We start from the raw sequence: 21,086 nt of genomic DNA, 5'->3' as shown, positions 1-21,086 counted from the left end.
CCAAGTGTTGTCTATGCAATTGAACGAATTCACTCGCGCAGAGCCACAGAATCCATCCACTGAATCAATTAACGCCCCAAAGATTCTGATTGAGGGGTAGGACTGGCGGGTTGAACAGCAAAGGCATCGGCAAGATTGGTATATAGGCGATCGGCAACAAAGTCATTTGCCGCATCCGTGAGATGGATGGGGTCTTGAAATGCTTGTTTTTTAAAGTTGCTAAAAGCCTGATAAAAACTCAGGAGTTTGGCATTTGGCAGGTTGTAGCTCAGAATTTTTGACTCTAACTCTGCGTAGGCTTTTTCGGCGCGCTTGGTGTAGTCGCTACCAAGGCGTTTGAGCAACTCAGTTTCTTCAGGGGTGAGCGCATCTTGCTTGCCTGTAATTTCAGGCTGAATTGCCACGATTGTGGGAATCCCCGCCGTTAATTTCGCCATTTGCTGAATGTTGTAGCGATATCGCTCTATACGCGATCGCACTTCCTTGGGATCGTTGCTGATCTGCTCGGCGCTAAAAATTTGATACCCACCCTCAACAGGGGGTGCTTGGGGCGGTAGTACCCAACGGCGCAACGCTTGCATCAGGTAAAACGAATCTAGCCAAGCATTAAAGTTTTGAGACACCTGCTGGCGATACTGTGCCATTGGGTCTTGTAACAACTGTTCGAGATTTACCAACTCGTGGGCGCTTTCTTGACTAGGCGATCGCAAGTCCTCATAGCCATCTAAAACAATCAAGGCATCAGGGTGAAATCCCATAACCCGATGGACAATTAGGGCTAATTCGTTGCTGGAGTTATAGCCGGGGACAGCCGCCGCAATCACGCGATAGGAGCCATCCCGAATCCGAGGAGGGAGGGCGCGGCTGGCTTCAATTTGATCGGCAAAATAGGGCAGTTCCTTGGGCTTAAATTGATTGGGTTGCTGATTTTGCAGTCTGACGCGATCGTTCAGTAATTTTTCTAACTTAAAGGCTAAGGCTTGCTGATTGCTGGCAGCCATGTAGCTAAATGCTGTGGAGTTGCCTACCAGAAATACACGAATTTCGCCAGCGGGTTTTTCAGTCGCGACCGAAGAGTCTTGCCGAAATCCTTGGTCGTTAATTTGCCAATGATCGCTGCTTTGACTGGGAACCAACTCGTAGCCCATCAAAGGACTACGACGGACTTGTAACTTGCCTGAAATCGGCAATCCGGGGTAAACCCGTCCATTGGCATCTTGAAGCTTTAGGGTATAGGCTTGCGCGATCGACACCCCTTTTGCCACCTGCCCCGCAGGACCAGTTGCTAAGACGACACCGCGTGCAATCAACTCGGCAATCAGCAACAAGAGAGGTAAGCCAATTAGCAAAATCAAAAGAATGCTACGCAGTCCCAACTTACGCCTTGGGCTTGAAGAATAGGAAGAGTATTTATTTTTACGCATAGGGTTATGCCTGCCAAACATGAGTTACCAGTTTTACATGCAACCGTAGCTAAATCATACTGAATTTTTATAAATTGCTAGATTTACGCTTGGCAAGTTCTAAATATACAAGTAAAGCGTTAATATCCACAGGACTGACCCCACCGATGCAAATAAAACCCTGTTTATCTAGCGAGGGGTTTGGGGAGCTATAAGCCCCCCGCCATATAGAAATTTTGGCTTAATTTCACCCAATCTATTGCGACTAATCTCATTCTATCGACCGCGAATACAAGACTTGACGGTATATGATAAAATAACGAAATACGGTAGCAGAGTGACTTCTAGTTAACCGTTTAGCGTAGCTAAAGCAATTCAACTCAACCGTTAGACAGAACATTTGACCGAATAAAGAATTGACCATTACTTCACACTCGATCACATTCGCACCCTTAACACAAGATTCTTGCTACTATGCCGCTTGGGAAACAACCAACAAACGTTAAGTACAACCTCCAATTACTTCTGGGCGAGTTAGTAGATGAGCAGGTTAGTATTGCTGAGTTATGGATGTTTGGTTCGCGAGCCTATGGTACAGAGAGCCTGCGTTCCGACTGTGATATTCTCGTTCGCGTTAAACAGGGAGAGTACGTCAAGGCTAGCGCGCTACGTGATTTTGCACTTACCCAATGCCGTGCACTTGATTTCTTCATTGCTGATGGCGGACGAGCCGTTAGTTGTATGAACGACAGCTACGTGTCGGCTGATACCTTTGAGGAGCTATTTGAAAAACTGGATGCGTTGCTGCTTTGGACTGCTCAGGATGGATTTACTGAGTTTCTTCCCATCCCATGGGTGTTCGAAGTTGGTGGCATAGTGAACTTCGTAGCTACGGTACTACCCGATGGGAACGTAGGAGAACTTAGTTGGCAGTACATGGTCAAGCGTGCAGAAGATGCAGGGCTACCTTTTGCTCCATTCATTGGTGATACCGTTGATAAGGCAACTGCTATGCTGACTGAAATTGCCAAGCGCATGATACTGAGACCAACTGATCTCGGTCAACGAGGTGTAGCAAAGGAGGGTTGGACGGTTAATCTAAGATCAGAGTACGACTGCCAGAACCTTTTTTATACTGTTGTGAAACCGTGGTTGCAATCTATTGCACGTGAAGAAGTGACAGTTATTTATGATGAGCAGAAAAAGAGTGCGGACTTTGCCTTCTTTGACAATCAGTTAATAGTCGAGATGAAGTTTATTGACAGCAACGGCAAGAAAGCAGAGGTCGTGAAGACTCTTGATGGTCTTGCACGATTCTACAAACGCAATGGAAACATTCGTATACTACTGTTCCTAATTTTTGTGAAAGAGGGTGTAGACGTGGATGCATATAGATGGAATAAAGACTACACGTTCTACTCTACGTTGCCCCGTGTTATAACCCATGTCATTATGGTGCCGTGAACTCGGAGAGGAAAAGCGCAGCCTAGAAAGAATGCGTCAGTTTTTATTTGAATGTCAGTAATTTTTTTGGAGCAGCTTCTGGTCAGTTATAATGCCAGATAAGGTAACGATCTAGGAAAAGTCGTAATCATGGCAGTCCGTCAACCCCGCTATAGCAAAGAAGAGTTCGCCCAACGTGGCGATCTAATTTATCAAACGCAAATACGTCCACAGGTCGAAGAGGGCAATCACGGCAAAATAATTGCTATTGACATTGAGACTGGAGATTTTGAGGTGGCTGATTCAACACTCTTAGCGGTTGATAAACTTTATGAACGTAAGCCCGATGCTCAACCTTGGGTGATTCGGATTGGACATAGAGCCGTCTTTCGTCTTGGCAGTCGCAGTCTGAAAAAGTCCTTATGATGTTCGGTGTGGTTAATAATAATTGTGAAGCGATTATCAAAGTTGCAGTCGGTCGTATCGGTTCACCCAAAATAGCCTTTGATGCTGTCATTGATACAGGATTCACCAGTTTTTTGTCTTTACCGCTTTCTATCATCACAGATCTTGGGTTACCTTGGCACTATCGAGATATTGGCACATTAGGTGATGGGAGTGAAGTAGTTTTTGAAATATACAAGGCTTCTGTAATCTGGGATGGTCAGGAGCAAATTATTGATGTTGCAGCTTCTGATGCAGATCCTTTAGTGGGAATGGGTTTGTTGTATGGCTTTAAACTTCAGATTGAGGCAGTTGAAGGAGGTCGCGTTACCATTGAAGCGTTATGACTCCGCCAAAGGTTATCGGTAAAGACAGTCTAACACTGCGTTGGAGCCGACTTCTCAAAAGCGATCTGTAAAAATCAAAGATTAGCTGCCGCCGCATAACGGTGAAGTTATGCGGCTGGGTTTTCGGAGAGGGGAGTAGTCGAACGAACATCTGTATACTGAAATCTACTCTCAATGGTTTAAATCACTGCGCGATCGAGAAGCTAGGGCGCGTATCGACATTTGTATTCGGCGGTTGTCTATGGGCAACCCTGGTGACGTGAAACCGATAGGAAAAGGTGTGTCAGAACTCCGTATTAACTATGGTGCAGGATATCGAGTGTATTTCATACAACGAGGGAATACGTTAATCGTCTTGCTTGCAGGAGGCGACAAACGCACCCAAGATCGGGACATCAAAACAGCCTTAGATTTATCAGAAAACCTATAGGAGATCTCATGAACAAAATTTCAACCTATCCTTGGGATGCAGCAGACCATCTAGAAACGAAAGAAGATATGGCAGCTTATCTTGAAGCCGCTCTTGAAGATGGCGATCCTAATTTAGTAGTAGCAGCATTAGGAGATATTGCGCGATCCAAGGGAATGACAAATATTGCGTGTGAAACAGGATTAGGACGTGAAAGCCTCTACAAATCTTTGTCCCTCGAAGGCAATCCAGAATTTGCAACTGTTCTTAAAGTTATACAATCGCTTGGTATCCGTTTACGAGCTACTCCCATATAGCCGCCTAACACTGCGTTGGAGCGGACTTCTCAAAGTTATTCTTTAAAAGCCAAAGATTGGATGCGGCGGCTCAACTACACCGTTATACCAATAGCGATCGCTCCGTTTATTGTTGAGTTCGGAGAAGTTAAGGATAATACTGCTCTATCAACCCACTGGGCAGTTGATAGACTGATGCTAACACTCCCATACCAAAATCGAAGACAAGAACGCCAGAATTACAGACTCTTTGCAGCCTCAATTTACTTAAGTTCTCACCCTTATCCAAAGTTCAGCAAAAGGTCATCGCCACTGCAAACCAAGAACCGATCGCACTATAATGGAGCATCGGTAGATACATCAGCGATCGCCTAGCCTAGCCAACAGTGAATGGGGACAAAAAGCGATTGGACAACTTGCAGCGTTTATCCAAACCCAAGAACCTGGTCTTAAGGAATTTGAAAAGCGCAGCCTCGAAAGAATGCGTCAGTTTTTATTTAAATGTGAGCAATTTTTTTGGAGCAGCTTCTGGTCAGTTATAATGCCAGATAAGGTAACGATCTAGGAAAAGTCGTAATCATGGCAGTCCGTCAACCCCACTACAGCAAAGAAGAGTTCGCCCAACGTGGCGATCTAATTTATCAAACGCAAATACTCCCACAGGTCGAAGAGGGCAATCACGGCAAAATTGTAGCAATTGACCTTGAAACTGGAGACTTTGAAATTGATGCCCGTGAAATAGCTGCTTGCAATAGACTTGAAGCTCGTCACCCAGATGCTCAAATCTGGATTGTTCGAGTCGGTTCTCGCCACGTTCGCCGATTTGGTGGACGCACAAAGAGAATTCTATGATCGCGGGAATCGTTAATGCTGACTTTGAGGCAATTATCTCGCTTTCGATATGTGACTCTGATGGGAAAGTTTATATTCAGGATGCGATTATTGATACAGGTTTTAACGGTTGGCTTTCATTGCCACCAGACCTGATTGATCGGCTAAATCTAAAATGGAAAAGACGAGGACGCGCTATTCTTGGTGATGGCAGTGAGTGCGTTTTTAACGTCTATGAAGCAGTGGTAATTTGGGATGGAGATTATCTGACTATCCCAATTGATGAAGCTGATTCGGAACCCCTTGTTGGAATGTCATTGATGGAGGGCTATCAGCTCACAGTTCAAGTATGTGAAGAAGGTAGCGTAGAAATCCTGAAAGTAAGCGCCGTCTAACACTGCGTTGGAGCCGACATCTCAAAAGCGATCTGCAAAAATCAGAGTTGATTTGCGATGGCTGAATTTAGCCGTTAGACTGAAAAGAGGAGGCTAATCTTGAAGTAACTCTGAAGTTGCTGGCGTTCTTATGAATCTTCTAGCTACAAAGCAACATACACAAAATAGATGTTTCTTGGAACACCAGTACGATCGCTTCTCAAGGTTATAAACTACTCGATTTACGCTTGGCAACTTCTAAATATACAAGTAAAGCGTTGATATCCGCAGGACTGACCCCACCAATACGACTGGCTTGCCCCAGCGTCAGCGGTTGGATTTTATTCAGTTTTTCCCGCGATTCCATTGAGAGCGTCTCAATTTGGCTATAGTCAAGCTGAGATGGCAACTTGCGATCGCTCTGACGGGCAGTTGCCTCGATTTGTAGTTGCTGTCTTTGAATGTACCCAGAATATTTGATCGTAATTTCGGCAGACTGCTGCTCGATCGCATCTAGTTTTTGATTGCCCAAGTCATAACGGGTCAAGTCCAGATAGCGAATTCCTGGGCGGCGCAGCAGGTCGGCAAGCGTGATCGAGCCGTGAATCACCTCCCCTGTGGAAGCAGCGATCGCTTGCCCCACCTCTTCGTGTTCTTTAATCCGCGTATTTTGCAGCCGTTCTGCCTCTGCTTCAATATTTGCCTGCTTGGTGAGGAATAGCTGCCAGCGGCGATCGTCGATCAAGCCAATTTCACGCCCCAAGGGAGTGAGGCGCTGGTCGGCATTATCAGAACGTAGGAGTAAGCGATATTCCGAGCGGCTCGTAAGCATGCGGTAGGGTTCACGCAGATCCTTGGTACAGAGATCGTCAATCAAAGTACCGATGTAGCTCTGATGGCGAGGGAAGGTCAGCATCTCTGTTTCGCTGGCATACCTTGCCGCATTAATACCCGCGACCAGACCTTGGGCGGCTGCTTCTTCGTAGCCCGTTGTGCCATTGATTTGACCCGCGCAGAATAGACCTTCTACTTTTTTTGTCATCAGGGTAGGAAAGCATTGGGTGGCAGGAATAAAATCATATTCCACGGCATAGGCAGCCCGCAGCATTTGGCAGTTCTCTAAGCCGGGGAGCGTGCGTAACATCTGGAGTTGAATCGGTTCGGGCAAACCCGTAGAGAAGCCCTGAATATAGAGTTCTGGAATTTCTCGACCCTCGGGCTCGATAAAAATTTGATGGCTTTCCTTATCGGCAAATCGCACGATTTTGTCCTCAATACTGGGGCAGTAGCGAGGGCCCTTGGCATCAATAAAGCCACCATATACAGGCGAAAGATGGAGGTTCTCGCGAATGATGCGATGGGTTTCAGCCGTGGTACGAGTGAGGTAGCAATTCATCTGTTCGCGTTCCACCCAAGCCGTTGGATCGAAACTGAACCAGTTTTGATCGTCATCAGGGGGCTGAACTTCCATTTGGCTGTAGTCCACCGTGCGCTTATCGACTCTTGCGGGGGTTCCAGTCTTTAATCTATCCGTGATAAAGCCCAATTCGTTCAGGGTTTCCGTTAGACCTGTGACGGCAAATTCTCCTGCTCTGCCTGCGGCCATGGAGCGATTTCCTACCCAGATCTGACCGTTGAGAAAGGTTCCTGTGGTGAGAATCACGGCTTTGCAGCCATAGCCAACGCCAAACTGAGTTTCCACCCCTAGAACTGATTTACGATCGCCCCCCAAATTTTTAAGTACCAAGTTAACGACCGTTCCTTCGCGCACCTGCAAATTGGCTTGATTCTCCACGACTTTCTTCATTTCAGCCGCATATTCGCGCTTATCGGTCTGCGCTCGCAATGCCCACACCGCTGGTCCCCGCGATCGGTTGAGAATGCGCCGTTGTAGATAGGTGCGATCGGTGATCTTGCCAATTTCACCACCGAGGGCATCGATTTCATGCACCAATTGCGATTTTGCGGGGCCACCCACCGCAGGGTTACAGGGCTGCCAAGCAATCCGATCTAGATTGAGCGTGAGTAGCAGGGTCTTTTTTCCCAGTCTTGCTGATGCCAAGGCCGCCTCACAGCCCGCATGACCTGCCCCTACGACAATGACTTCATATTCATCTAGAAACTCGACGTTGTTCATGTTTTTTGGTGGCTGTGAAATGTGGCTATGAAATGTGGCGATCGCGATCGCAGCAAAAGTTTCCGTGTTTACAGATACTAGTTTACCGTAGCAAAAAAAACGGCGATCGCGATTTTAAGGGGCTTGCGATTGCCGATCGTCGGTTTCCATTCCTGATTCGACATAGGAATATTGATTGCGTCCGTTGTGTTTAGCTTGGTATAGGGCGCGATCGGCAGCAGCAATAAGCTGTTCGGGAGTTTTTTGGGAACTATGAATCAACCAAGCTATCACCAATACTAACTTGAGTTTGCCGAACATTGAGTCTCATCTGCACAACCATGAGATCCTGTATGATCTGGTAGTTATTTTCAAAAATTTTCAGAATCTTTCATAGTACAGGAGTTTTTTATCATGGCTAAAACCAAAATTGCTACCACAGCTGATGTCAGTACTGACAAAGTTCTAAAAACCAACGCCAATGGTCAATCTGTCCTCGTGGCAAAAGTTGGAGATAAGTATTGTGCGATCGCCAATAAATGTCCTCACCTCGGTCTCCCCATGGCTAAAGGCAAATTTGAAAACGGTGTAGTTACTTGCCCCTTCCATGGTTCTAAGTTTGAAATCTGTACTGGCAAAAACGTCGAATGGGTGGACTCCGTTGTCGGTATCCCCTTGCCCGGCATTGCCAAGAAAATGATGGCTATGGGTAAAGTTCCCACAGATGTAGCAAGTTTTGCTGTCACCCAAGAAGGCGCTGACCTGTTTATTGATGCCTAGCTTTTTACGGAAATGGAAAGCTTCTGCCTAATCTGCTTATAGGGCAATACTCAAATATGAGGTAAAAGACAGAACTTTCCTTTTAAGCTGTCCTTTTAAGCTGTAACTTTGAGGTGATTAGGCAGACATGGTTTGTCTAGTCACCCAAATCAACGTTTTACAGATTACTTTAAAAAGTAGCAAAAGCCAGAGCAGTGACCCATAAGATTAGAACTTTAAAACAAATCCGCTACAGATATTTGACCAAGTACGCGATTCCCGTTGGGATGCGTTCCGCCGCCTGTTTCATCCTTTAGGCTTACGATCGCAGATTCTGCTTCCCTTAAAATTTGGCATTGCTGATATTTGGGTTCTATCCCACGATCGCCTTCTTCAGATAGCGGTTCTGTATAAACTTCCAGTTGCCGATCGCGTAAATTGAGAATCCAATAGATCGGAATGCCTGCCCTCGCGTAAATCCTCTGTTTGACCGTGCGATCGCTTTCTAACGTGGCATCAGACACCTCAATTACGATTGCTACCGATCTGGCATCAGGATGGCGATCGCGGTAGTCGGTAGTTTTGCCAAGAACTACGACCGCATCAGGTTCGGGCTCGCTATCACCCAAACTAATTGGCTCTTGTGAATCTACATACCACCCTTCGACAATTATTTTCTCTAGCGCTTGACGTATTAGCTTCGTACTAATTCGATGGGGTGGATTCTTCGGCATTTTGGCAATCAGTAAACCTTCTAGCAATTCCAAGCGATCGTCTTCCTTAAGAATACCTGCTTGCTCCATCAAGTGATATTGCGCGACAGACATCCGCCAAAGCCGATCTTGAGAGATTGTGGCATCCTTTGTAGTACTTGCTTGGGGATTCGCTGAAGTTATAGTTGCTGATTCTGCGATCGCGCTCATATTGAACTCTGTTCGGGCTAATCTACTCTAATGTTAGTATAATCCAATCCAGATAAGCTCACTTCTTCGAGGGCACAAACATAACCATTCGTGCAGGGTGTGAGGTATTCTCTAGTGTTACGCTATCCCAATTCCCTAAACTTGCCATTGCTTCAAATTCGAGCTGAAAAGTGGGTAAAAACGGATAAGATCGAATACAGTTTTTATGGTGTTTTGTTTGCTTTGTAGATTATGAAAGTCTCTAGCTTCGTTGGTGTCCTTGCGTTATTTACAGCTAGCTGCTTATCTGGGTGTGGCGCTTTACCCTATAAATATAACTGTAGCGGCGGTGGGGGATTTTCCAATGGTTCTACAGGCGATCGCGAACGTGCTGAAGCCGAGGTCAGAAAAGCAGAAGCCAAAGGGATGACCTGTCAAACGGACTTTCCTGCGGATAGTACGACTCAAACCAGTACTGCGACTCCTGCGACTCCTGTGGCATCTGCTAAGACATCTTCCAAGATTCAGGTAGTAGAGAAGGAAGTCAAAGATTACTTAGTGCAAAACTTGGGCGTGGATGTTGCGATAAGCTGTCCCCAAGATATTGTGCCTGCGAAAGGGAAAGAATTTGATTGCAATGCAACGGCAGCGGAAGGGAAGTTTGCCGTAGCTGTAAAACTGCAAGATGCTGAAGGAAATAAATTTGACTTGAATACCAAAGGACTGCTTAAGTTACCTTTACTAGAGGAACTCATTCAAAAAAATGTGAAGGAGCAGAATAATGTTGATGTCAAGGTAAATTGTGGGGGAGCCAAGATCAAAATCACGAAGGTAGGGGACGTGTTTACCTGCAAAGTCAAAATTCCTGATGGCACGGTTAAGGATGCGACGATCACTGTTAAAGATGAAGCAGGGGGAGTGAGCTGGAAAATCTAACTGGAATTTTTGCGACGGTAATCTTTCTTAACACAATAATGATTTTGCCAATATTTTCCATTGGGTAAGCGAATGAGGCAAAATGGTAATGATTATGTATGCTGAGATTTACGGCTGAACGCTAAGAACCATGACTTGTAAAGTTGGTCTACTAGGACTCGGAACGGTTGGTACAGGTGTCGCAAAAATTCTACAAGATCCTGTAGATCGTCACCCTTTGCTACAAGAAATTGAAATTGCCCGAATTGGCGTGCGATCGCTACTTAAGCCTAGGGATGTAGAGTTTCCCGACGGATATATTACCGAAGATCTCCAGTCCATCGTTGCCGATCCTGAAATTGATATTGTGGTCGAGGTTATGGGTGGCATTGAGCCAGCGAAGAGATTGATCTTAACTGCGATCGCCAATGGCAAGCATATTGTTACCGCCAATAAAGCCGTAATTGCAAGGTACGGCGATGAGATTTTTACCGCAGCCAAAGAGCATGGCGTTTATGTGATGCTAGAGGCAGCAGTCTGTGGCGGCATTCCCGTGATTCAAGCCCTTAAGCAAAGCCTTGGAGCCAACAGGATTACAGGGATTACAGGCATTATTAATGGCACGACCAACTATATTCTCAGCCGCATGCACGCTGAGGGTGCAGAGTTTGAAAATACCCTAGAGGATGCCCAAAGGCTGGGCTATGCTGAAGCCGATCCGACCGCAGATGTTGATGGCTTTGATGCAGCCGATAAAATTGCAATTTTGGCAAGTTTGGCCTTTGGCGATCGCATTAAACTCGATGACATCTACCGAGAAGGTATTCGTACGATCACCAGTGCTGATATTGCTTGGGCAAAGGATTTAGGGTTTGTAATCAAGCTTTTGGGAATTGCGCGGCGTTCTAACGACAAAACCGAAAAGGGCATTGAGATTCGCGTACATCCTACCCTTGTGCCACAAACTCATCCCCTTGCCAGCATCAATGGGGTGACAAATGCAATCCGAGTCGAGGGCGATCCAATTGGTGAAGTGGTATTTTCGGGACCTGGGGCAGGCTCAGGTGCGACCGCAAGTGCGGTTGTGGCGGATATTGTCAATGTAGTAGCCGCACTCAAAGCCTCTTCAAAAGGAGCCTCCAATGAGATCAATCAACTCATGGGTTGCTCTCACGATCGCTATGCCACCCTCAGCCCCATCCAAAATATTGCCACCCAGTATTACGTGCGTTTGATCGCACAGGATAAGCCGGGCGTGATTGGCGACCTAGGCGCTTGCTTTGGCAAGCACTTGGTCAGCATTCAAACCATTTTGCAGCGCAATATTCATGACGGCTTTGCTGAAATTATTGTGGTGACACAAACCGTCAGCGAACAAAATTTCCAAGCCGCGATCGCCGATCTCAAAAATCTGGCAGCCCTGCACAGCATTCCAACCTTGATACGGGTTTTATAGACGCCCGTAGGGGCAATCCCCCCGTGGTTGCCCCGTGGTTGCTCTAGACTCCACTGGTCAGGCACACACCATCCCCTGCCTCTACAAAAATCAAAGATATTCTTGTAAATCTTGCAATCTCGTAAATCCAAATATTTTCCGATCCGCCCTAAGGCTTAAAATGAATACGAATTGATTTCTGTTGTTTAAAAGCGAAATATGTTGCTAACCCCTGTTGAATTTGGTCAGATTGCTCAAGGTATGGGCGTTGTTGTGCTGGTTGCAGCTTTAATTACAGGAATTGCCTTTGTGCGTCAGTGGGGATGGCGGTTTCGTCTTGTAGGCATTACTTCCTTTTCTGTCGTTTTAACAGTCGGCCTATTTGCCCTCAGCATTGCACCCATTACCCGCACCTCTGTTTCAGGGTCAGTTCGTTATTCCTTGGTTTACGATCGCTATGGCACACAGGCAGTTATTTCAGTTCCTCCGACCGTGACAGCACCCCAGTTAGAGGCAACGCTCAAGCAAGCCGCCGATAACCTCTTCTCTTCTGGCCGCAGCGGACATGGAGAAAATCAGCTCACGATTCGAGCCCGCACCGTTGTACATTTGAGCGATTCTCTGTCTCAGCCTGTTTATATAGGGCAAGTCAAGCGATCGCTCCACCAACGCAAAGATCCAAACATGGAGGTGCAGATATATCCCGAACAGTTGGCAGAATTAGCCAGATTTGCACCGAATGTATCCGAATAAACCCTAAAAAGCCCTAAGAAACAGAGATTTTTTGTCATTCTTAGCAAGTAAAGGCAAAGCATTCATCTCCATATTTCAGGGACTACAGTGTCCCCACAAGCGATCGCATCGATAAATTATCGTCATTCCTAAGCACTATGAATCAAGATCTAGAGAAGTTAGAGACTGGCTTTCAACACCTCGCCGATCAGTTGGTCAGTAGTCTTCATGCAGACGAACATCTGACCATTAGCCTCAATAGCGAACGCAGTCAATTTACCCGCTTTAACCATGCCAAGGTACGGCAATCAGGTTTAGTTTCAGATGGAACGATTTCCTTAAACTTGATCGACCATCAGCGCGAAGCGAGTGCCTCTTTCCCCTTTACAGGCGATCGGGGCGTGGATAGTGTCAGTGCTTTAGAAAATCTCGATTATTTGCGATCGCAGGTGGAGCAACTGCCAGAAAATCCCTTCATCGTCTTGCCAGAAAATAAAGGTTCCAGCCGTGAGGTGTATCAGGGTTCCCTATTGTTGCCCGAAAAAGCGATCGCAGCCATTCTCGGTTCGCTAGGGGATATTGATTTTACGGGCTTCTACGCATCAGGCTCGACGATCAGGGCAAATGCCAACTCCGCAGGACAAAAGCACTGGTTTGCCACCGATTCTTTTTTTGTCGATTATTCTATTTTTAATGCTACGGAGTCAGGTGATTCGCAAGCCGTAAAAGGAATTTATGCTGGTAAAAACTGGCAACAATCAGACTATGAAGCCCAGATCGAGCGATCGAAACAGCAGATGGTTGCGCTCAATTTGCCGATCAAAACCATTCAAAAAGGTCAATATCGCACCTACTTCGCACCCGATGCTGCTGCCGAGTTATTGGGAATGCTCTCAGATTCTGTGGGTGAGGCTTCACTACAGCAGGGAAGCAGTGCTTTGCTTAAGCTACGTAATGGAGAAAAGCATTTATCGCCACTCCTTAGTTTTAAAGAGAACTTTCGAGGGGGCACTGTGCCTCGGTTTAATCAATTAGGAGAAATCGCTCCCGAAGAAATTCCGATCGTTGTGGCAGGTGAACTGGTCAATCCCTTGGTGAGTTCTCGAACGGCGAAGGAATATGGAAAGGTTTCCAATGCGGCAAATGGCGGCGAATATCCCAGAGCCCCTGAAGTCAGCGCAGGGGATTTAAGTACCGATCGCATTCTCAAACAGCTAGATACGGGCTTATACCTATCGAACCTGCATTATCTCAATTGGAGCGATCGCTCTGGTGGCAGAATTACAGGGATGACTCGCTATGCCTGCTTTTGGGTTGAAAATGGGAAAGTGGTTGCCCCGATTGAGAATCTACGCTTTGACGATAGTATCTATGACTTTCTCGGTCAAGATTTAGAAGCCTTGACTGACTTCCAAGAGTTCATTCCCAATACTGGAACCTATGGCAGTCGATCGCTCGGTGGCATTCTCGTTCCTGGCATGTTAGTAAATAACTTCACGTTCACGCTATAGAGCCTGCTCTGCTTTTGTCTTTAGGGATGCCGCAAACTCCTCAAAGCTAGGCTGTAAATCGGGAATCGAGCGCGTAATCAATGGTGCCATCAGACCGCTAAAAACCTCTCGCATAGAAAAAGCTACAATTCCATCAGTTTTTTGAGTGAGTGTAAATGTGCGATCGCCCTTAAACAGACCTAGGGGCATCCCCCCAGAAAACACCATACGTTCTTTGGGGGCATACTCGCTCACGGTTAATGGAAACGTGCGATCGGGGGTTGACTTAAAATACAAAGAGATCTTCTCGCCTAATGCGATCTTGCCCTCAACCTTTGTAACGGTTGGATTCCAAGATGGCCAGTTGGCAACATCGATCAAAATTGCCCAAATGGTTTCCGATGAAGCATGAATGTCGATTGTGGCACTAAAAGATTTCATAGCGGTTTATCCTAATATGCGATCGTTGTACAGTAATCTACATTATGCGATCGCTTGATGAATATACAATCTAGGAATGTTGCAAATCTGTTGAGTCAATCATCATGCACTTCTTCCCATGATTTATGCGCTAAACACCATTTCAAATAATGGTTAATATCTTTAATGGCATCTTCTATTCGCCAACGGAATTCAGTTTGGGAACGAAGTTCACGGAGAAGGATAGGCTTAACAAAATGCTTTTCTAGTCGTCGTTTTGTTCGCGCAACATATGCGAGCCCCAAACAGGCATTAGCTCGAACCTTATCGCTTGGGTGCTCGGCTAGACGCAGACATAAATCCTGTGAGTATTTCCAGTCTGGGAAGTTTTCACCTATTGCCAGTGGTAAGACTAGAAGTTCTTCCATCGTTCCACAACTTAATCGCCTCTCGATTTCATCCTTGCTACTAAGAATTGGAAGAGGGCGATATATACGTGGTTGTTCCGATTCTGAACTGCTCATCACCGTAATAAATTGTATGCAAAAACTTCTTGATTGGCTATTTCAAAGTTTAGAGGCATAACTAGTTTTTATCCAGAAACGCACTGGTAACATTGTTGCATTTACTCCGCAATAATCATCGCGATCGCCTCTCGAATAATTTCATCGCGATCGACCATGCTGCCTAGTTGTTCGGGTTTATAGATACCGCCCCACGCCTCAACCACAGCATTTACAAGAGCTGTCTCATAGGCAGATTCTAGAATTCCCATTAGCTGTTCTTTAGATAGTTCGTCCCCCGTTGCCTGACTTTCTTGATTAATTTTTTGGATTTGTGCCAGGGAGTTGAAGATAGCAAGCCCCCAAGGATGGGTCGTTCGCCTTTCCGAAGCCTGTAAAATTAGATGCACTAATAAGATGAAGGCACAATTGTAAATCTCCTTATTTTTATGTAAAACACTCATTTTTTATATTTTTGTGCCTAAAAACTATATACAAGTCATATAATCTTTATATAATAATCGTTTTCTAGCGATCTATTGAACTCAACTTAGTGGGAGTTGGTTGGCTTGAGGCGAGGTTCTTGGCGTAGGGCGGTAAAGTTAGAGGTTTCACCGGAGAGCGCGATCGTGCCTTTTAAGTTTTTATCTACAAGTTCTGCTTTAAGCATAATCGGCATCTGAGCATCGCATTCCTTAATTTTTGTCACAGTACCTGCAAGCGTTAGCTGCTGATTTTGCCAATTGCCTATCAGTGAAGGCTTTGACTTTGTTTCGGCTTTATGGGTTGGCAAATCGCTTGGTGTACTCTCTTCGATATCCAAGATGCCACTCATATAAACCCCAGATTGTTGAATCGATAGCAAGAGCGATCGCTCTTTGAGACATCCATGCAGATTAGAAGCTTCTATACGATAGGTTCCTACCAAGAGCGGAGCAGCTTTAAGATTTTTCTCACCATAGTTGGTAATACCGACAAACAGCGCGATCGCACCCACTGTACTGATTGCATAAAAGGCTAAGAGTTTTGGCGTAAAGATACTCATGATTGGACTCCAAGATTCATATCGCGATCGTTGCTAGCTTGTGTCTCGATTTCTAACAATGCCGAGGCTAAATGCGAAGTTACCTTATTGTATTTGCGCGTGATCAAGAGGGAAGAAGGACATCTCGATGCCAGCTCATCTGTATATTTGCCAAGGGTTTGACGGGCAATTCCCCATTCTCGACTAGCTCCTACAATTGTCAGATCGATGTCTTTACTCGCTTCAACAATGCCATCAACGATATTGCTCGCTTCGCGGCTGACGATCGCAATGCGATCGCGGACGGCTTGCGGCAGTTGCTCCAAAATCTTGCTAAATTCGTGATTTAACTCAATCCGAGGATTTTCTGATGCCTTGTCTGTGAGGATTTGGAGAATAGAGAGATGAGCCTCTGGATCGTTCAACAGGAGTCGCAAACCTAACTCTAAGCCCAAATCGTTATGGGTGCTACCCGAATAGGGCAAAAGGATGCGATTGAGGTTAATTTGGTTGCGATCGACAAATACCACAACATCTGTGGGTGCAGATGCCAAAATTTGCCCCACTGGACCACCGAGGGGATTGTTGGTAAATACAGGTCGATGCCAGCCCATCAGAATTAGATCGATGCGATCGACCTTAGCGATCGCGCTGGTTTCGCCAGCAACATCGCTACTGACCCGCACAGTCGGATAGATTAACTTACGCAATTCAGGTGGTTCTAAACTCAAAACCAATTCTTGCAAGCGATCTTGGCGTTTTTGAATTGCCCGATTGGTTTCGGTGGGCGTACTCTCAAACAGATATTCTTCTTCAAATTTAATCAGGCTGAGCGGATAAATTGCCACAGATTGCAAAGGCTGGCTATAGCGTTTACCCACTGCGATCGCTGCCGCTAGCTGAATCAACCCCTCTTGGGTATTGGGATTTGCCACGGGCACGAGAATGCGATATTGCGGTGCGATCGCTTCATGTTCGAGGTGCGTTTGCAGATCTGAGTAGGCAGCAGAAGGGGCTGCAAAATGCTCCTCTGATTCATCATCATCTTGCGGATTGAGATGGGCAGGTTGTTTGCCAAAAATTAGATCGAGTAATGGCGAAGTCATAAATGTTGTAACCAGTGCCATCATCACCAGCATCGCAAATAATATCGGTGAGATCACATTCAAGCTCAAACCAATATTCAGGACGATTAGCTCAGTTAGACCCCGTGTATTCATCATCCAGCCCAATGCCATGGACTCTCGTTTGGAAATGCCACAAAAACGAGCAGCAAAATAGGTACCGCAATATTTTCCAACCACTGCCACACCGATAATTGCCGCACAAATCAACCACAACTCTGGACTATTGAGCAGCCCGATTTGGGTACGCAACCCACTGTAAGCAAAGAAAATTGGTAGCAAAAAGATTAGAACAAATTCCTCAGTTTTAATGGCAATTTCTCTAGTCAGTCCTGCATTTTTGGGCATAATTGCCCCCATTAAAAAAGCGCCAAAAATTAAGTGAATGCCAATCAACTCGGTAATTAACGCCGAAGCTAGTACTGCCATGTAAATGCCAGCTAAAACAAGCTGACTAATGCGTTTGGTGCGCTCGTAGTATTTTGCTAGTTTGTTCAAGAAGCGACGACCGAGCGTAAACATCAGTCCGATATATACGCCTGAGAGCAAAATAGTGGGAATTGCGGCTGACATGCTGTTTGTCTGTGTCACCGCGATCGATACTGCCAGCAAGCACCAAGCCGTAACGTCTCCCACTGCCGCAGACGTAAGTGCCAAGATACCAAGGGGCGTATTTTGTAGTTTCTTTTCAGTGATAATACGAGCCAATACGGGAAAAGCAGTTATTGACAACGCCGACCCTAAAAACAGGGTGAAAGCCGTAAATGAGACGCTGGCATTAGATAGCACTGGATAGAGTCCTAATGCTAAGAACAACCCCAAGGTAAAGGGGACAAGAATGCTGACATGGGAGGTCAAAATCGCCACATTCATTTGTCCGCGTAGATATTTTGGGTTGAGCTCCAGACCGATCAAGAACATAAAAAAGATTAACCCGACCTCTGAGAGCACCTCTAAAAATGGAATTGCCTCAGGCGGAAATAGCCAAGTTGACAATTCGGGCGAGATAATTCCTAATAGCGAGGGACCAAGCATAATGCCTGCAGCAATTTCACCGATCACGAGGGGTTGTTTGAGATAGCGAAATACAGTGCCTACTAGGCGAGACAACCCGATCACGATCAAAACTTCTACCAGCACTAAAATTGCGGTTTTCATGTTTGGGGCAGCGATTGAAATAACGTGCTTTGCTAGCAGTATATCAAGGTAAAAAATATCCTGTTACTGCTTTTTCTTCACTTCAGCGTTATACCCCCGTGCGATGCCGTTTTCTTAAGGATAGAGCAACATTTATTCATAGTTTTGCCTGAATTTTGGCTTTAAACCCAATTTTTAAGCAATATCCAATGAAGATCTATACAATTCACGCTACAGGCAGTACCACTTGAAGAGGGTTTGAGGGCAAGCTCTAACGAACATGAATTACTTAGTCGTCAAACTTAATCAATCCTTTTAGAGTAGGCTTACAATGAGGCTAATCGCCGACAGATTGTCCCATGTTTTTTCGATCGTGATAGAAGTTAGGTAATGGAAGCTAAATATAATCCCCAACAGATTGAACCCAAATGGCAACAAATTTGGGCAGAGCACAAGCTAGACGACGCTCCCGAGCAAGAAGACAGTCGCCCTAAGTTTTATGCCCTGTCTATGTTTCCCTATCCATCGGGCGATCTACATATGGGGCATGTCCGTAACTACACGATCACCGATGTAATTGCCAGATTTAAGCGCATGCAGGGGTATCGCGTCTTACACCCAATGGGTTGGGATGCCTTTGGGCTACCTGCAGAAAATGCGGCGATCGATCGCGGCACGACGCCCTCAGAATGGACTTTTAAAAATATGGCGCAGATGCGATCGCAGTTGCAGCAGGTCGGTCTTTCCTATGACTGGAATCGCGAAGTTGCCACCTGTGCGCCCGACTACTACCGCTGGACGCAGTGGTTATTTTTGCAATTTCTCAAAGCTGACTTGGCGTACCAAAAAGAGGCAACGGTCAACTGGGACCCGATCGATCAGACCGTTTTGGCAAATGAGCAGGTTGATAATGAGGGTAAATCTTGGCGATCGGGGGCAAAGGTAGAAAAACGAAAATTGCGGCAGTGGTTCCTCAAAATTACCGACTATGCCGAACAGTTGCTCCAAGATCTAGACAAATTAACCGATTGGCCCGAGCGCGTCAAAACCATGCAAGCCAACTGGATCGGTAAGTCTGTGGGCGCAGAATTGAGCTTCCCCATTCTCAATAGTGGGAATCAAGAAGCCATTGCGGTCTTTACCACCCGTCCCGATACCGTCTATGGCGTTAGCTATGTGGTGCTTGCCCCAGAGCATCCTTTGGTCAATCAAATTACCACACCAGAGCAAGCTGCTACGGTCGAAGCCTTTGTCGCCGAGGTAGCAAATATTAGTGAAATGGATCGCACTGCTGAAGATAAGCCCAAACGTGGCGTCCCCACTGGCGCGATCGCGATCAATCCCTTCACAGGCAACCAAATTCCGATTTGGATCGCCGACTATGTGCTATTTGAGTATGGTACGGGTGCGGTCATGGGAGTTCCCGCCCATGATGTGCGAGACTTTGCCTTCGCCAAACAGTACGATTTGCCGATTCAGTATGTGATCGTTCCCAATGGGACGGCAGCAGGAGAAATCCCCAAGTCCCTTTCCCAATCTGCCTACACCGAATCAGGTGTCATGGTTAACTCAGGGGATTTTGATGGTATCGATTCACCCACAGCCAAAACCAAAATTATCGAGCTAGCGGAAGCCCAAGGCTGGGGGAAAGGCAGGGTGCAATATCGTTTGCGGGATTGGTTGATCTCAAGGCAGCGATATTGGGGTTGTCCGATTCCCGTGATTCATTGTCCCCACTGCGGCGTTGTGCCTGTCCCCGATCGCGACCTTCCCATAGAATTGCCCCAAAATGTGGAATTTACAGGTCGCGGCGCTTCGCCCTTGGCAAAATTAGAAAGCTGGGTAAATGTGCCCTGTCCCACCTGTGGCACAGCCGCAAAACGCGAAACCGATACGATGGATACCTTCATTGATTCCTCTTGGTATTTCTTAAGATTCAGCGACGCGCAGAATTCTGACACTGCCTTCGATTTCCAAAAGGTGAACGACTGGTTGCCCGTCGATCAGTATGTCGGTGGTGTGGAACACGCGATTTTACATTTGCTCTATTCTCGATTTTTTACCAAGGTGTTACGCGATCGCGGCATTCTCAATTTTGACGAACCGTTCAAACGCTTGTTGACACAGGGAATGGTACAGGGCTTGACCTACATGAATCCCAACAAGAGCGGTAAAGATAAATGGATTCCTTCCGCTTTGGTCGATCCCAAAGATCCGCGCGATCCCGACACAGGAGAGGCGATTCAAGCTTTTTACACCACGATGTCTAAGTCCAAAGGGAATGGGGTCGCACCGAAACAAGCGATCGCTAAATATGGCGCGGATACCATTCGCATGTTTACGCTGTTCAAAGCACCCCCCGAAAAGGATTTAGAGTGGGATGAAGCCGATGTGGAAGGTCAGTTCCGTTTTGTGAATCGTGTGTGGCGTTTGGTGACAGAGTTTGTGGAGAGTCGATCGTCAAGTTCCCCTCAAAACAATTCTCCAGACGAAAAAGGAAATCGCGTTCTCCGTAGAGCCATTCACACCGCGATTAAGGAAGTCACAGAAGATTTGACGGGCGACTATCAGCTCAATACCGCAATTTCAGAGTTGATGAAGCTCAGTAATGCGTTGCAAGATAGCAAGGAAAAAAACTCGGCGATCTACGTTGAGGGAATTGAATCGCTCTTGCGTTTGATGGCTCCCTTCGCACCGCATATCACCGATGAGTTGTGGGCGCAGTTGGGTCATTCCGAGTCTATCCATTTGCAACCTTGGCTAGAACCCGATCCTGAAGCATTGGTCGTGGATGAGATCACCTTGGTAATTCAAGTAAATGGAAAGTTGAGAGGGAATATCCAAGTACCCGCTGGTGCTGACAAAGCAGCCCTAGAAGCCTATGCACGGAATTCTCCCATTGCCCAGAAGTATCTAGAAGGGAAGGACATCAAAAAAGTGATTGCCGTCCCAGGGAAACTAGTTAATTTCGTCGTCTAGAGC

23 protein-coding genes are annotated in these 21,086 nt (G+C 46.3%); 14 read left to right on the top strand and 9 right to left on the bottom strand.

All coding sequences use genetic code 11. From position 1 onward, the window contains the following. Positions 1-68: 68 nt before the first annotated feature. On the bottom strand, positions 69-1,424 hold the full coding sequence (locus V2H45_RS00995; protein WP_330481732.1) for a hypothetical protein: 1,356 nt from the start codon (positions 1,422-1,424) through the stop codon (positions 69-71). A 453-nt stretch (positions 1,425-1,877) separates the two neighbouring features. Here V2H45_RS00995 and V2H45_RS00990 point away from each other — a divergent pair, with 453 nt between their 5' ends. From V2H45_RS00990 to V2H45_RS00955, 8 genes are all read left to right on the top strand, one after another. Then, positions 1,878-2,867, top strand: a complete 990-nt coding sequence (locus V2H45_RS00990; protein ID WP_330481731.1) for a PD-(D/E)XK nuclease domain-containing protein — start codon at positions 1,878-1,880, stop codon at positions 2,865-2,867. Positions 2,868-2,996: 129 nt separating this feature from the next. Further along, positions 2,997-3,272: a hypothetical protein gene (locus V2H45_RS00985; RefSeq protein ID WP_330481730.1), complete on the top strand. Its 276-nt coding sequence runs from the start codon at positions 2,997-2,999 to the stop codon at positions 3,270-3,272. After that, positions 3,269-3,637: a clan AA aspartic protease gene (locus tag V2H45_RS00980; RefSeq protein WP_330481729.1), complete on the top strand. Its 369-nt coding sequence runs from the start codon at positions 3,269-3,271 to the stop codon at positions 3,635-3,637. The genes V2H45_RS00985 and V2H45_RS00980 overlap by 4 nt, the downstream gene beginning before the upstream one ends. A gap of 151 nt (positions 3,638-3,788) precedes the next feature. After that, on the top strand, positions 3,789-4,067 hold the full coding sequence (locus V2H45_RS00975) for a type II toxin-antitoxin system RelE/ParE family toxin (protein WP_330481786.1): 279 nt from the start codon (positions 3,789-3,791) through the stop codon (positions 4,065-4,067). An 8-nt stretch (positions 4,068-4,075) separates the two neighbouring features. Continuing rightward, positions 4,076-4,363 carry an addiction module antidote protein gene (locus tag V2H45_RS00970; protein ID WP_330481728.1) on the top strand — a complete coding sequence of 96 codons (288 nt, stop codon included), beginning with the start codon at positions 4,076-4,078 and terminating at the stop codon, positions 4,361-4,363. Between the two features lie 15 nt (positions 4,364-4,378). Next, on the top strand, positions 4,379-4,717 hold the full coding sequence (locus V2H45_RS00965; RefSeq protein WP_330481727.1) for a hypothetical protein: 339 nt from the start codon (positions 4,379-4,381) through the stop codon (positions 4,715-4,717). 204 nt (positions 4,718-4,921) lie between these two features. Further along, the gene (locus V2H45_RS00960) at positions 4,922-5,194 is read left to right on the top strand and encodes a hypothetical protein (RefSeq protein WP_330481726.1); all 273 of its coding nucleotides are present in this window, start codon (positions 4,922-4,924) and stop codon (positions 5,192-5,194) included. After that, positions 5,191-5,568 (top strand): clan AA aspartic protease, encoded by a 378-nt coding sequence (locus V2H45_RS00955; RefSeq protein ID WP_330481725.1) that lies wholly within the window; start codon positions 5,191-5,193, stop codon positions 5,566-5,568. Before V2H45_RS00960 ends, V2H45_RS00955 begins: the two co-directional genes overlap by 4 nt. A 205-nt stretch (positions 5,569-5,773) precedes the next feature. Here the strand turns inward: V2H45_RS00955 and mnmG are convergent, their stop codons facing one another. Together mnmG and V2H45_RS00945 are read right to left on the bottom strand one after the other, a co-directional pair. Beyond that, entirely contained in the window at positions 5,774-7,684 is a 1,911-nt protein-coding gene (gene mnmG, locus V2H45_RS00950) for a tRNA uridine-5-carboxymethylaminomethyl(34) synthesis enzyme MnmG (RefSeq protein WP_330481724.1), read from the bottom strand. Positions 7,685-7,798: 114 nt separating this feature from the next. Continuing rightward, on the bottom strand, positions 7,799-7,984 hold the full coding sequence (locus tag V2H45_RS00945) for a diguanylate cyclase domain-containing protein (protein WP_330481723.1): 186 nt from the start codon (positions 7,982-7,984) through the stop codon (positions 7,799-7,801). A gap of 93 nt (positions 7,985-8,077) precedes the next feature. On the opposite strand from V2H45_RS00945, the gene V2H45_RS00940 reads away from it, so the two are divergent. Continuing rightward, positions 8,078-8,443 (top strand): Rieske (2Fe-2S) protein, encoded by a 366-nt coding sequence (locus V2H45_RS00940; RefSeq protein WP_330481722.1) that lies wholly within the window; start codon positions 8,078-8,080, stop codon positions 8,441-8,443. A gap of 215 nt (positions 8,444-8,658) precedes the next feature. Here V2H45_RS00940 and V2H45_RS00935 read toward each other — a convergent pair whose 3' ends face one another. Then, positions 8,659-9,345 (bottom strand): Uma2 family endonuclease, encoded by a 687-nt coding sequence (locus V2H45_RS00935; protein WP_330481721.1) that lies wholly within the window; start codon positions 9,343-9,345, stop codon positions 8,659-8,661. A 231-nt stretch (positions 9,346-9,576) separates the two neighbouring features. On the opposite strand from V2H45_RS00935, the gene V2H45_RS00930 reads away from it, so the two are divergent. The 4 genes from V2H45_RS00930 (at position 9,577) to V2H45_RS00915 (ending at position 13,917) form a co-directional block, all read left to right on the top strand. Next, positions 9,577-10,260 (top strand): DUF4333 domain-containing protein, encoded by a 684-nt coding sequence (locus V2H45_RS00930; RefSeq protein WP_330481720.1) that lies wholly within the window; start codon positions 9,577-9,579, stop codon positions 10,258-10,260. 130 nt (positions 10,261-10,390) lie between these two features. Further along, positions 10,391-11,695 carry a homoserine dehydrogenase gene (locus V2H45_RS00925; RefSeq protein WP_330481719.1) on the top strand — a complete coding sequence of 435 codons (1,305 nt, stop codon included), beginning with the start codon at positions 10,391-10,393 and terminating at the stop codon, positions 11,693-11,695. A 198-nt stretch (positions 11,696-11,893) separates the two neighbouring features. Further along, positions 11,894-12,427 (top strand): Ycf51 family protein, encoded by a 534-nt coding sequence (locus tag V2H45_RS00920; protein WP_330481718.1) that lies wholly within the window; start codon positions 11,894-11,896, stop codon positions 12,425-12,427. A 137-nt stretch (positions 12,428-12,564) separates the two neighbouring features. Further along, complete coding sequence (locus V2H45_RS00915) at positions 12,565-13,917, top strand: TldD/PmbA family protein (RefSeq protein ID WP_330481717.1); 1,353 nt, start codon at positions 12,565-12,567, stop codon at positions 13,915-13,917. Here the strand turns inward: V2H45_RS00915 and V2H45_RS00910 are convergent. The 5 genes from V2H45_RS00910 to V2H45_RS00890 form a co-directional block, all read right to left on the bottom strand. After that, the gene (locus V2H45_RS00910; RefSeq protein WP_330481716.1) at positions 13,912-14,337 is read right to left on the bottom strand and encodes an SRPBCC domain-containing protein; all 426 of its coding nucleotides are present in this window, start codon (positions 14,335-14,337) and stop codon (positions 13,912-13,914) included. The two genes, V2H45_RS00915 and V2H45_RS00910, sit on opposite strands and share 6 nt — an antisense overlap. Before the next feature lie 95 nt (positions 14,338-14,432). Continuing rightward, positions 14,433-14,744 carry a hypothetical protein gene (locus tag V2H45_RS00905; RefSeq protein WP_330481715.1) on the bottom strand — a complete coding sequence of 104 codons (312 nt, stop codon included), beginning with the start codon at positions 14,742-14,744 and terminating at the stop codon, positions 14,433-14,435. Positions 14,745-14,941: 197 nt separating this feature from the next. Then, entirely contained in the window at positions 14,942-15,283 is a 342-nt protein-coding gene (locus V2H45_RS00900; protein ID WP_330481714.1) for a hypothetical protein, read from the bottom strand. An 86-nt stretch (positions 15,284-15,369) separates the two neighbouring features. Continuing rightward, positions 15,370-15,864 carry a hypothetical protein gene (locus V2H45_RS00895; RefSeq protein WP_330481713.1) on the bottom strand — a complete coding sequence of 165 codons (495 nt, stop codon included), beginning with the start codon at positions 15,862-15,864 and terminating at the stop codon, positions 15,370-15,372. After that, positions 15,861-18,125: a cation:proton antiporter gene (locus V2H45_RS00890; protein ID WP_330481712.1), complete on the bottom strand. Its 2,265-nt coding sequence runs from the start codon at positions 18,123-18,125 to the stop codon at positions 15,861-15,863. The genes V2H45_RS00895 and V2H45_RS00890 overlap by 4 nt, the downstream gene beginning before the upstream one ends. Before the next feature lie 369 nt (positions 18,126-18,494). Here V2H45_RS00890 and leuS point away from each other — a divergent pair, with 369 nt between their 5' ends. Further along, positions 18,495-21,083 carry a leucine--tRNA ligase gene (gene leuS, locus V2H45_RS00885; protein WP_330481711.1) on the top strand — a complete coding sequence of 863 codons (2,589 nt, stop codon included), beginning with the start codon at positions 18,495-18,497 and terminating at the stop codon, positions 21,081-21,083. The last annotated feature ends 3 nt before the right edge of the window (positions 21,084-21,086 follow it).

Origin of the sequence: Tumidithrix elongata BACA0141 (assembly GCF_036349135.1) — a bacterium.
In the GTDB taxonomy this organism is placed as follows: Bacteria; Cyanobacteriota; Cyanobacteriia; order Pseudanabaenales; family Pseudanabaenaceae; genus Tumidithrix; species Tumidithrix elongata.
Note: the sequence above shows the minus strand (reverse complement) of the source record. Positions and strands in the feature narration are given on the sequence as shown.